This window comes from Bacillus sp. hwrm1 (genome assembly GCF_040207805.1).
Taxonomy (GTDB): Bacteria; Bacillota; Bacilli; order Bacillales; family Bacillaceae; genus Bacillus; species Bacillus velezensis.
The window spans coordinates 2,152,078-2,164,171 of record NZ_CP157943.1; the positions used below are offsets into that span (position 1 = coordinate 2,152,078).

Sequence of the window (12,094 nt, forward strand, 5' to 3'; positions counted from 1 at the left end):
ATTTGTTTAAAAAAGTCCTGATTGCCAACAGAGGAGAAATCGCCTTACGAATTATCCGCACCTGCAAACGTCTCGGCATCCCCTCGGCAGCTGTGTATTCAGAAGCCGACCGGGACGCGCTGCATGTAAAAGCGGCTGATGAGGCCTATCCGATCGGTAAATCGAGAGTAAATGAAAGCTATTTACATATCGACAGAATCATAGAAGCCGCCAAATCCGCCGGAGCGGACGCCATTCATCCGGGCTACGGGCTTCTGTCAGAAAACAGCCTGTTCGCCGAACGCTGCCGGAAGGAACAAATCACATTTATCGGTCCGCCCGGTGATATCATCGCCAAGATGGGCAGCAAGATTGAAGCCCGAAAAACGATGCAAAAAGCAAAGGTCCCGATCGTTCCCGGTGTTTCAGAGCCATTGCCCGATGTTCACTCCGCCTTAGCCGAAGCCCGTGCCATCGGTTTTCCGGTCATGCTGAAAGCGTCCGCAGGAGGAGGCGGAATCGGCATGCAGATCGTACATTCAGAAGAAGAGCTGGCCAAAGCGTTCGAAGGAAATCAAAAGCGGGCCGCGTCCTTTTTTGGAGACGGCGCAATGTACATGGAAAAGGTCATTGAAAATGCCCGTCATATTGAAATTCAGATACTCGCAGATTCTTTCGGCAACACCGTTCATCTGTTTGAACGTGACTGTTCAGTCCAAAGGCGCCACCAAAAAGTGATAGAAGAAGCGCCGTCGCCGTTTGTTGACGATGAATTAAGACAAAGACTGGGTGAAACCGCCGTTAAAGCCGCAAAATCGATCGGCTACCAAAATGCAGGCACAATAGAATTTCTCGTCGACCAAAAGAAACAAATCTATTTTTTAGAGATGAACACCAGACTGCAGGTGGAGCATCCGGTGACAGAAGAAATTACAGGACTGGATCTTGTGGAAGAACAGCTGAAAATTGCCGCTGGGCAGGCGCTGCCTTTCTCGCAGAAAGATATCAACCACCGCGGTCATGCGATAGAAGTGCGGATTTATGCGGAAGATCCGGTCACCTTTTACCCGTCTCCCGGTACCATCTCGTCTTTTTCCGTTTTAAGACACCCGTCAGTGCGACACGAATGCGCCGTCGAAAAGGGAAGCGTCATTTCTCCGTTTTACGATCCGATGATTGCCAAAATGGTCGTCACGGCGAATACGAGAAAACAAGCCATTGAACAACTGAAAACCGCCCTTGGCGAATATCATGTAGAAGGGATTAAAACCAACATTCCGCTGCTGACAAAAATTGCCCATTCAGAAGGGTTTGAAAAGGGCGAGGCAACAACCGGTTTTTTACAAACAATGAACGAGGGGGCGTCAAAATGAGCGTCATAAAAATTCAAATGGCGGGAAACCTGTGGAAAATTCATGTGAAGCCGGGTGATGTCATTGAAGAAGGACAGGAAGTGGCCATCTTGGAATCTATGAAAATGGAAATTCCGATTATCGCTGATGCAGCGGGTACGGTGAAAGAAGTGAAAAAATCAGAAGGTGATTTCACTGATGAAGGAGAGGTCCTGATTGAACTTCAATAAAACGGGAGGTGCAGCATGAACTGTCCGAAACATGTCCGCATCAATGAAGTAGGACCGCGTGACGGCTTGCAGAATGAATCGGCGTGGGTGGATACAGAAGATAAGATTGAGTGGATCAATATGCTGTCAAAAACAGGTCTTCCCTATATCGAAGTGACATCATTCGTGCATCCGAGATGGATTCCGGCTCTTCGTGACAGCCTGGACGTCGCAAAAGGCATTGCCAGATCTGAACATACGGTCTACGCGGCTCTCGTTCCGAACCTCATCGGACTGGAGCATGCGGCAGAAGGCGGAATCGATCAGGCATGTGTATTTTTATCTGCAAGCGAAACCCATAACCAAAAAAACGTAAACAAACCGATTGACCGGACCGTTCAAGAGCTCAGGCGGGTTATTACTGAAGCAAAAGCTGAAAAAATGGCGACGAGAGCTTATCTGTCCACTGTGTTCGGCTGTCCGTACGAACAGAACGTGCCGGTAGAACAAGTCATCCGCCTGTCAGACACCCTGCTCGAAATGGGTGTTGATGAAATATCGCTCGGCGACACGATCGGCGCGGCAAACCCCTTGCAGGTCATAGCCGTGCTTGAAGCCCTTTTGCCGAGAATTCCCGCCTCAAAAATCGCACTCCATTTCCATGATACAAGAGGAACGGCTCTAGCGAATATCATTCCCGCTCTTGATATGGGCATCACATCCTTTGATACTTCCTCAGGGGGGCTTGGCGGCTGCCCGTACGCCCCTGGATCAGCAGGAAACGCTGCCACAGAAGACGTCATTTATATGCTCGAACAAATGGGGATTGATACCGGGACGGACATGAATAAACTTCTTTATGCCGCCGGCTGGATCGCGGATAAAATAGGCAAAGACCTGCCAAGCAGAAACCTGCAGGCATTCAGAACGAAATGAGAAAGGAGAAGCCATGGGAGATTGCGTCTTGTATTCCGTCTGTCAAGAAACGATCGGTCTGGTCACGCTGAACCGCCCGCATGCGGCCAACTCGCTGTCTTCAGAAATGATTGATCATTTACAGCGTGTGATTGAAGACATCAAAAACTCGCCATCCATTCGTTGTGTCATTCTCACCGGCACCGGGAACACATTTTGCGCCGGTGCTGATTTAAAAGAAAGAGCGGGGATGAATCATGAACAAGTTAAGCAAAGCGTCAGGCGTATCGGTGAAACGGCCGCATCCATTGAAGCTCTCCCGCAGCCGGTCATTGCAGCGCTGAACGGAACCGCTGTCGGAGGAGGCCTTGAACTCGCCCTCGCCTGCGATATCAGAATCGCCGTCAGCCGGGCGGGCCTCGGCCTTCCTGAAACAGGGCTTGCGATCATTCCCGGAGCGGGCGGAACGCAGAGACTGCCCCGGCTTATCGGCCCCGGCGCGGCAAAAGAATTGATCTATACCGGCCGAAGGCTTTCTGCCGAAGAGGGAAAAGACATGAAGCTGATCGAGCATGTTTGTGAAGCCGATGAACTTATGGAAAAAGCAAAAGCACTGGCCGGCCGCATCGCCGCTAATGGACCGATCGCCGTCAGACAAGCAAAATCCGCGATAAACAAGGGTCTGGAGACAGATCTCAATACAGGGCTCGAAATCGAACGAAAAGCATATGAACAAGTCATCCCCACACTTGACAGAGAAGAGGGCCTGCGCGCTTTTAAAGAAAAAAGACCCCCTGAATACAAAGGAAAATAAAACATGGAGGGACTCGGATGGATTACGAAAAAGAACGGCAGACACGCAGCAAAACGATTGAAAAGGGAGGAGCCGCGAAATATCACGCAAGCAACGAAAAGAAGGGAAAACTTTTTGTAAGAGACAGGCTGAAGCTTTTATTCGATGACGGCATATCCGTTGAAGACGCTTTTTTCGCCGAGTGCATGTCAGACGGACTTCCGGCTGACGGGGTCGTTACCGGGATCGGAACCATCGGCGGCAGAACCGTTTGTGTGATGGCAAACGACTCAACCGTAAAGGCGGGCTCGTGGGGCGCGAAAACGGTGGAAAAAATCATCCGCATTCAGGAGACGGCGGAAAAGCTTCAGTGTCCGCTCTTGTACTTAGTCGATTCCGCAGGTGCGAGAATTACGGATCAGGTCGACATGTTCCCGGGCAGAAGGGGAGCCGGCCGCATCTTTTATAATCAAGTAAAGCTGTCGGGCCGCATTCCGCAAATCTGTTTATTGTTCGGCCCTTCCGCTGCGGGCGGCGCTTACATTCCGGCCTTTTGCGACATTGTCATTATGGTTGAGGGCAATGCATCCATGTACTTAGGTTCCCCGCGTATGGCAGAAATGGTGATTGGCGAGAAAGTATCGCTTGAAGAAATGGGCGGCGCCCGTATGCATTGTTCCGTATCAGGCTGCGGTGATCTCCTCGCCCGGACGGAACAGGAAGCAATCATGATGGCACAGACATACCTCAGCTATTTCCCGTCAAATTATACTGAAAAAGCGCCCGTCAACAAATCTAAGAACCCGAAAGCTTTTGAAAAACCGCTCTCAGATGTCATCCCGGCACATCAAAACGCACCGTTCAACATGATGGATTTAATTGAACGTGTCATTGATGAAGACTCATTTTTTGAGATTAAACCGTTATTTGCGCAGGAATTAATAACGGGGCTTGCGCGGATTCACGGACAGCCGGTCGGCATTATCGCCAATCAGCCGCGTGTTAAAGGCGGGGTTTTATTTCTCGATTCGGCGGATAAAGCCGCAAAATTTATCGCTTTGTGCGACGCATTCCATATTCCGCTTCTGTTTTTGGCAGACATCCCCGGATTTATGATCGGAACGAAGGTTGAACAGGCGGGCATCATCAGGCATGGCGCAAAAATGATCTCCGCAATGGCGGAAGCGACTGTTCCGAAGCTTTCCGTTATTGTCAGAAAAGCCTACGGTGCGGGATTATATGCGATGGCGGGCCCGGCTTTTGAACCGGACTGCTGCTTAGCGCTTCCGACTGCGCAAATTGCCGTAATGGGGCCTGAAGCAGCGGTGAATGCGGTCTACGCAAACAAAATCAGCGAACTTGCTCCAGAAGAAAGGCCGGCTTTTATTCAGGAAAAGCGAGATGAATACAAGGAAGACATTAACCTTTACCGTCTTGCCTCTGAAATGGTGATTGACGGCATCGTTCCCGCTGATTCCTTGCGGGACGAACTCAATAAACGCCTCACTGCTTACATGTCTAAACAACTGACTTTCACACACCGGAAACACCCCGTATACCCGGTATAAATAAAAAAGACCGCATAGATCCGGCCCGCGGCCGTTCTTCTATGCAGTCTTTTTTTCATAGTCTTGATCTCATCTTTTTCACGACAAAATAAACAACAATAAATACAAGAGCCAATATAATGATCGGAGTCGTATACATTCCGGCATAGCTGTCTACATCTTTCCACTGTCCGCCGAGCTGATACCCGAGATAAACGAAAATGACAGACCACGGAATAATCGCAAGTGTCGTCAAGGTGACAAACTTGGAAAGCGGCATTTTCGCGAGGCCGGCCGGGATGGAAATCGCGTGTCTGACGACCGGGATAAACCGGGCCGAGAATACTACGCCCGCGCCGTAACGGCGAAACCAGTTTTCGGCAACATCAATATGATGCTTTTTCAGCAGTAAGTACTTGCCGTACTTGTCCAAAAACGGCCGCCCCCCATAACGGGCGATCCAGTAAATAAAGCACTGCGCGATCGTTCCCCCGATCACGCCGGCGATAACGGCGCCGATAAAACTGATCGTGCCTTCTGACACCATATAGCCTCCATAGGCCAAAACGATTTCACTCGGAATGATTTCGATCATTAATCCGAGCGCAATCCCGAAATAGCCCATACTTGTCAGCCAGGATAATATTTCACTAATAAAATTGCCCACACTGTTCACAACCTCTTTATCTTTTTACCCAATTATATGACTGATTGACAAGCAAAATGGTTACAAATTATTTTTTAACGCACGTTTTCTTCAGATTCTCTTTTTAACACCTCTTCTAAATAAGCTAAGAGTTTCGGTCTCATTTCCTTCCGCAGCAGCCCGATCTCCGTGCCGGCCTTAAAACAGCCGAGCTTGTCGCCTATATCAAACCGTCTTCCTTCAAGCTCCCGCGCGTAGATACTTTGGGTGCGGCACACTTCGCGCAGCGCGTCTGTCAATTGGATTTCGTTGCCTGCGCCTCTTCCGATCGTCTTCAGCGCTTTAAAAATGGCAGGGGTTAATATGTAACGGCCCATCACGGCGATGTGAGAGGGCGCCTTTTCAACAGCCGGCTTTTCAATCAGATCCTCAACCTGGTATACATGACCGTTCTGCTGCCCCGTCTGTATAATACCATATTTGCTGACATCGGCGGGATCGACGGGCTGTACGCCGATCGTTTCTGTGCCGTGTTGGTTATAGACGTCTATGAGCTGCGAGAGCGCGGGAGTGTCAGATACCATAATATCATCACCTAAGAGAACGGCAAAAGGCTCTTCTCCGATAAAATGCTCCGCACACAGCACCGCATGACCTAAGCCGAGCGGCTCTTTTTGGCGGATGTAATGAATATTGGCCAAATCGGCAATCCGCTGCATTTCCTTCAGCATCTCCGTCTTGCCTTTTTCCCGCAGATTGAATTCCAATTCCGCCGACCGGTCAAAATGATCTTCAATCGAGCGTTTGTTTCTCCCTGTAATAATCAATATATCTTCAATTCCTGACGCTGCGGCCTCTTCGACAATATATTGGATGGCCGGTTTGTCGACGATTGGCAGCATTTCTTTAGGCTGCGCCTTTGTCGCCGGCAGAAATCTCGTTCCTAAACCCGCTGCGGGAATGACCGCTTTTCTCACTTTTTTTCTCATTCATCTTCACTCCTGATCCTGTATGTTTTTCAGCGAATCTCCAAATACCCAGATTCGGTTTCCGATAAAATTCATCATCATCCCGCCGATAGTGGCGGCGAACTTACTCACCAATAGCGAACAGCCGCCTTTTTGAAACGCGTAAAGCAGCAAAAAGGTGATTCCCGACGCGGCAAGATTAATCATGAGAAATCGCATGATCTCTTTCCCGTCAGCCTTGCGTTTTACACGAAACGTCCACTTCCGGTTCCATACATAGCTGTTGATGATCCCTGCCGAATAGGAGCAGATCTGCGCCGGAAGATAGGGGACATGACAAGCGGCGAGAAGAAAGAAGACACCAAAATCGATCAGCGTATTACCGACGCCTACAGTGCAAAAACGGCCTGCTGTCTTTACTTTTTCTTTCAGCATAACGGTGACCTCCCCTCATAATAAGATGCGGTTCGCTGTCCTATTTGTTGATATGGATTACTTTAGCGGACAGTGTTGAATAAACAATTACTAAAATATGAACAAAACATGAAAACGTAATGAGGCTTTGCAAAACTCATTAAGTTAACAGTTTGATAGTTTAGGTTGACATATTCCGTGAAGGGCACTAATATTCTGTATAAGTGTTAACCTTTAATTATTTTGGTTAACATTAATTTTCAAAGTAAGAGAAAGGAGGGGAATATATGCGGGAAGAAACCTATTACAGCGTCAGAATGAGAGCTTCCCGAAACGCCCCCCATGAGCAGGGCGGAAAACACATTTCCGGCGGAGAACGGCTCATCACTTACAGCGGTTTACAGGAAGCGGTAGATGGCTTATTACATAAAGGCTTCTCGCACTCAAGAGGGATACCTGATTTTATGCAGATTCAGCTTGAAAGCGTTAATGAACCGATCGAAACGATCCGCCCTTTGCCGGTTGCTTTCCATCAAACAGACACGCCGGAAAAAGGACAAGCAATCGCCCGCAAGCTTCTGCAAAAGGCGGGGATTCCCCCGCACATGATAGAGAAAGCGTACGAAAACATTGCGGAATATGCAGAAGCAAGAGGAGCGGTCCTGTTTGATATCCGGGCAGGAGAACGCATTGACGGCAGAGGAAATAGAGGTGTGCGGGTATCCCGAATGGATTGGCCGTCACGTGATTTTCAAAAATGGGCTTTTACTCACAACATGCCGGAACATTCACGAATAAAAGAAGCACATGCCATCGCGGCAAAAGTTTGCGCACATCCGGGGATTATTGCTGAATTGTGCTGGTCGGATGACCCTGATTACATAACAGGCTACGTTGCCGCAAAGAAGCTGGGATATCAGCGGATTGCCAAGATGAAGAATGCCGGAGATGAAAGCGGCTGCCGGATTTTCTTTACAGATGGCTCCATAGATACGGAGAGCTGTATCCATTTTTTAGAGAAGCAGCCTGTATTCATTCAGCAGGAGGAGAAATGATGAAACAATCAATGATTGAAAAAAGCAAAAAGCATCTTTGGCTGCCTTTCACACAAATGAAAGATTACGATGAAGATCCGTTAATCATTGAAAGCGGAAACGGGATCATGCTGAAAGACATCAGCGGCAAAGAATATTATGACGGCTTTTCTTCAGTATGGCTCAATGTACACGGCCACCGAAAAAAAGAAATGGATGAAGCGATTCAAAAACAGCTTGAAAAAATCGCTCATTCAACCTTGCTGGGTATGACGAACGTTCCCGCAACAGAACTTTCCGAGATGCTGACAGGCATCGCACCGGAAAAGCTGACACGCGTTTTTTACTCCGACAGCGGAGCGGAAGCAATGGAAATCGCTCTGAAAATGGCCTTTCAATACTGGAAAAACATAGGGAGACCCGAGAAACAGACGTTTATTTCTATGCAGAACGGCTATCACGGCGATACGATCGGAGCCGTCAGCGTCGGCTCCATTGAACTCTTCCACCATGTGTACGGCCCGCTGATGTTTGAAAGCTACAAAGCCCCGATTCCGTATGTATACAGATCTGAAAGCGGCGACCCCGTACAGTGCCGGGATGAATGCCTTCACGCGCTCGAACAGCTGCTTGCTAAGCATCACGAAGAGATTGCCGCACTTACGATCGAATCGATGGTGCAAGGCGCATCCGGGATGATCGTCATGCCTGAAGGCTTTCTGGCAGGCGTACGAAAGCTGTGTACGGCATATGATGTGTTAATGATCGTTGACGAAGTGGCGACGGGGTTCGGCCGCACCGGAAAAATGTTTGCCTGTGAGCATGAAAATGTCCAGCCGGACTTGATGGCGGCAGGGAAAGGCATTACGGGAGGCTATTTGCCGATCGCTGTGACGTTTGCCACAGAAGCCATTTATGAAGCCTTCTACGATGACTACGACAAAATGAAAACATTTTTCCACGGCCATTCCTATACAGGAAATCAGCTTGGCTGTGCCGCGGCAATTGAAAATCTGCGTTTATTCGAATCAGAGCGCATCGTTGAACAAGTCGCCGAAAAATCAAAAACGGCAGCGAAATTTCTTCATGATCTGAAGCAGCTTCCTCATGTCGGCGATGTCCGCCAGCTCGGTTTCATGTGCGGCATAGAGCTTGTGCAGGATAAGGGGACAAAACAGCCTTATCCGCCTGAAAAGCGGATGGGATACAAGGTGTCCTTGAAAATGAGAGAGCTTGGTATGCTGACACGGCCGCTCGGAGACGTCATCGCCTTTCTGCCGCCGCTTGCCAGCACAACCGATCAGTTACAAGCCATGATCTCCATTATGAAAGAAGCGATAGCCGAGGTGACCGGCCGTGGATTTTGACGGATGGCTCCTCGGAAGGCTCGATGCGGTGAAAAGAGACGGGCTGTATCGGACGCTGCGAACACAGGAAACCGCTCTCAAAACCAAAGGGCAAAAGCGGCAGACCTGGGCGTCCAATGACTATTTAGGCCTGTCAAAAGATGAGCGGCTGATCACAGCCGCGCAAACGGCGCTGAGCCGGTTCGGAGCGGGAAGCGGCGGCTCACGGTTAACGACAGGAAATACTGTGTGGCACGAAAAACTTGAACACACAATCGCGGATTTTAAACAGACGGAAGCGGCTTTATTGTTTTCAAGCGGTTACTTGGCAAATATCGGCGTGCTTGCCTCACTGCCTCAACAAGGCGATGTCATTTTAAGCGATCAACTGAACCATGCGAGCATTGTTGACGGCTGCCGTTTATCAAAAGCGGAAACCATCGTGTACCGCCATATTGATATGGCTGATCTTGAGAAAAAACTTGCCTCCGTCCAGGCTCGGAACCGCCGCTTCATCGTCACAGACGGCGTCTTCAGCATGGACGGCACCATCGCGCCTCTTGACCGCATAATGGCGCTTGCAAAGCAGTACCAGGCATTTGTGATAGCAGATGACGCGCATGCAACCGGTGTACTCGGGGAAAACGGCGGGGGAACCAGTGACTATTTCGGTGTTTGTCCTGATGTTGTCATCGGCACATTAAGCAAAGCTGTAGGAACGGAAGGCGGTTTTGCCGCGGGATCAAACATTTTCATTGATTTTTTGCTGAATCAGGCGCGGACGTTTATTTTTCAGACGGCCCTCCCGCCGTCAATTTGTGCGGCTTCGCATACGGCATTTGACATCATATCAGATATGCACGATACGCGCCGTGAGCTGCAGTCGTCTGTCAAAATGATAAAAACGCGTCTGGCCGATATGGGCTTTACCGTAAGAGGCGGAGATACACCGATTATCCCCGTTATCATCGGTGATGCAAAAACAGCGGTTTCAGCCTCTGCACTGCTGGAGAAAAAGGGAATCTGCGCCCCGGCCATCCGCCCGCCCGCCGTTCCGGAAGGCGAAAGCAGAATCAGGCTGACCGTTACGGCGGATCGCAGCTTACAGGATATAGACGAGCTGACAGAAGCATTTGATTCCATTAGAAAAGAGCTGAATATAAACAAATGAGAAGTTTTTTTGTCACAGGAACAGATACCGGCGTCGGAAAAACCATCGTTTCTTGCGGACTTGCCGCGGCATTCCGGCAGAAACAGGCGGATATCGGAGTGTTTAAGCCGTTTTTAAGCGGCGTGCCTCGGACTCATCCGGAAAGTGACACCTCGCTGTTGAAAGACATGTCACAAACCGCACTGTCTCATGAAGAAATCACGCCATTTGAATGGAAAGAGCCGCTTGCCCCGTACACGGCCGCCATGCTTGAGGGGAAATCCGTGAGCATGGCGGATGTCATGGCCCACTGGAGTAAGATCAAAAATCGTCATGAGTGTTTCATCGTTGAGGGGGCAGGCGGCATTTCCGTCCCGCTTGGTGAAAATTATTTAGTCAGTGATCTGATAAAAGCCATGGAATTGCCGGCGGTGATTGTGGCCAGGCCTGATCTCGGAACCATCAACCACACATATTTAACCGTTGAATATGCGAAAAACATGGGGATAGAGGTTCTCGGCATTATTATCAACGGCGTAAGGAGCAGGCCGGGGCTGGACGAAAAGACAAACCCGAGCATGATTGAAACATTATGCAAAGTTCCGATTTTGGGAATCACACCGAAGCTGGATCACGTTTCATCGGAAAACATTCAACACATGATTGAGAAACATATAGATGTTTCCTCTTTCATGAATCTGACACAAATGGGGAGATAAACATGAATCAATGGATGGATCTTGCAGAGAGAGTGCTGGACGGGGCGGAAGTAACGAATCAAGAAGCGCTGGCCATTTTAAATTGTCCTGATGAGGATCTTTTATTGCTGATGCATGCCGCTTTTCATATCAGAAAACGATTTTACGGAAAAAAAGTAAAGCTGAATATGATTATGAATGCAAAATCAGGCCTGTGTCCGGAAAATTGCGGGTACTGTTCACAATCTTCAATATCAAAAGCGCCGATTGAGTCTTACCGGATGGTGGATAAGCATATATTGCTTAAAGGGGCAAAACGCGCCCACGACCTGAATATAGGGACATACTGTATCGTCGCCAGCGGCCGGGGACCGTCAAACAGAGAAGTGGATCAAGTTGTTGATGCTGTCAAAGAAATTAAAGAAACGTACGGTTTAAAAATCTGCGCATGCCTCGGTCTGCTGAAGCCGGAACAGGCAGAGCGGCTGAAACAGGCAGGAGTAGACCGGTACAATCATAACATCAATACATCACAAAGAAATCACTCAAACATTACGACCTCCCACACGTATGACGACAGGGTCAATACAGTGGAAACGGCGAAACAATCGGGGATGTCACCTTGTTCTGGTGTCATCGTCGGCATGAAAGAGACGAAACAGGACGTCATTGATATGGCGAACAGCTTAAAAGCGCTTGACGCCGACAGCATCCCGGTTAATTTTCTGCATGCGATTGACGGAACTCCGTTAGAAGGGGTAAGCGAATTACATCCGGTGTATTGCCTGAAAGTGCTCGCCTTGTTCCGTTTTATCAATCCGTCAAAAGAAATCCGTATCTCAGGAGGCCGGGAAGTCAACCTTCGTTCGCTGCAGCCGCTGGGACTTTACGCCGCAAATTCGATTTTCGTCGGAGATTACTTAACGACAGCAGGGCAGCAAGAAACAGAGGATCATCAAATGCTCCATGATTTAGGTTTTGAAGTCGAATCCGTTGAAGAAATGAAAGCCGGCCTGCAATCCGCCTGCAATACGGAGGTATAA

The 12,094-nt window shown here is 49.1% G+C and carries 12 protein-coding genes and 1 pseudogene; 10 read left to right on the forward strand and 3 right to left on the reverse strand.

What is annotated here, in order from left to right; all coding sequences use genetic code 11:
* Positions 1-2 precede the first annotated feature (2 nt).
* Genes ABK447_RS11230 through ABK447_RS11250 form a run of 5 tightly spaced genes read left to right on the forward strand, consistent with a single transcriptional unit; the run spans position 3 to position 4,816 of the window.
* Positions 3-1,352 (forward strand): acetyl-CoA carboxylase biotin carboxylase subunit, encoded by a 1,350-nt coding sequence (locus tag ABK447_RS11230; RefSeq protein WP_032865960.1) that lies wholly within the window; start codon positions 3-5, stop codon positions 1,350-1,352.
* The gene (locus ABK447_RS11235) at positions 1,349-1,561 is read left to right on the forward strand and encodes an acetyl-CoA carboxylase biotin carboxyl carrier protein subunit (protein ID WP_007410121.1); all 213 of its coding nucleotides are present in this window, start codon (positions 1,349-1,351) and stop codon (positions 1,559-1,561) included. Before ABK447_RS11230 ends, ABK447_RS11235 begins: the two co-directional genes overlap by 4 nt.
* 15 nt (positions 1,562-1,576) lie before the next feature.
* Positions 1,577-2,476, forward strand: a complete 900-nt coding sequence (locus ABK447_RS11240) for a hydroxymethylglutaryl-CoA lyase (protein ID WP_007410122.1) — start codon at positions 1,577-1,579, stop codon at positions 2,474-2,476.
* Positions 2,477-2,489: 13 nt separating this feature from the next.
* Complete coding sequence (locus ABK447_RS11245) at positions 2,490-3,269, forward strand: enoyl-CoA hydratase (protein WP_020955908.1); 780 nt, start codon at positions 2,490-2,492, stop codon at positions 3,267-3,269.
* A 17-nt stretch (positions 3,270-3,286) separates the two neighbouring features.
* The gene (locus ABK447_RS11250; protein ID WP_038463969.1) at positions 3,287-4,816 is read left to right on the forward strand and encodes an acyl-CoA carboxylase subunit beta; all 1,530 of its coding nucleotides are present in this window, start codon (positions 3,287-3,289) and stop codon (positions 4,814-4,816) included.
* 55 nt (positions 4,817-4,871) lie between these two features.
* Here ABK447_RS11250 and ABK447_RS11255 read toward each other — a convergent pair whose 3' ends face one another.
* The 3 genes and pseudogenes from ABK447_RS11255 to ABK447_RS11265 form a co-directional block, all read right to left on the reverse strand.
* On the reverse strand, positions 4,872-5,462 hold the full coding sequence (locus ABK447_RS11255) for a DedA family protein (RefSeq protein ID WP_016935933.1): 591 nt from the start codon (positions 5,460-5,462) through the stop codon (positions 4,872-4,874).
* Positions 5,463-5,536: 74 nt separating this feature from the next.
* The gene (galU, locus tag ABK447_RS11260; protein WP_038463964.1) at positions 5,537-6,430 is read right to left on the reverse strand and encodes a UTP--glucose-1-phosphate uridylyltransferase GalU; all 894 of its coding nucleotides are present in this window, start codon (positions 6,428-6,430) and stop codon (positions 5,537-5,539) included.
* Between the two features lie 6 nt (positions 6,431-6,436).
* Positions 6,437-6,888, reverse strand: a pseudogene (locus tag ABK447_RS11265) (GtrA family protein).
* Positions 6,889-7,110: 222 nt separating this feature from the next.
* Here ABK447_RS11265 and ABK447_RS11270 point away from each other — a divergent pair.
* From ABK447_RS11270 to bioB, 5 genes are read left to right on the forward strand one after another with little or no spacing between them, the layout of a single operon-like run.
* Positions 7,111-7,878, forward strand: a complete 768-nt coding sequence (locus ABK447_RS11270; protein ID WP_094031759.1) for a 6-carboxyhexanoate--CoA ligase — start codon at positions 7,111-7,113, stop codon at positions 7,876-7,878.
* Positions 7,878-9,224 carry an adenosylmethionine--8-amino-7-oxononanoate transaminase gene (gene bioA / locus ABK447_RS11275; RefSeq protein ID WP_085342051.1) on the forward strand — a complete coding sequence of 449 codons (1,347 nt, stop codon included), beginning with the start codon at positions 7,878-7,880 and terminating at the stop codon, positions 9,222-9,224. Before ABK447_RS11270 ends, bioA begins: the two co-directional genes overlap by 1 nt.
* A complete protein-coding gene (bioF, locus tag ABK447_RS11280; protein WP_094031758.1) occupies positions 9,214-10,374 on the forward strand; it encodes an 8-amino-7-oxononanoate synthase in 1,161 nt (386 codons plus the stop codon). The genes bioA and bioF overlap by 11 nt, the downstream gene beginning before the upstream one ends.
* Complete coding sequence (gene bioD / locus ABK447_RS11285) at positions 10,371-11,072, forward strand: dethiobiotin synthase (protein ID WP_059367361.1); 702 nt, start codon at positions 10,371-10,373, stop codon at positions 11,070-11,072. Before bioF ends, bioD begins: the two co-directional genes overlap by 4 nt.
* 2 nt (positions 11,073-11,074) lie before the next feature.
* Positions 11,075-12,094 (forward strand): biotin synthase BioB, encoded by a 1,020-nt coding sequence (gene bioB / locus ABK447_RS11290; RefSeq protein WP_007410132.1) that lies wholly within the window; start codon positions 11,075-11,077, stop codon positions 12,092-12,094.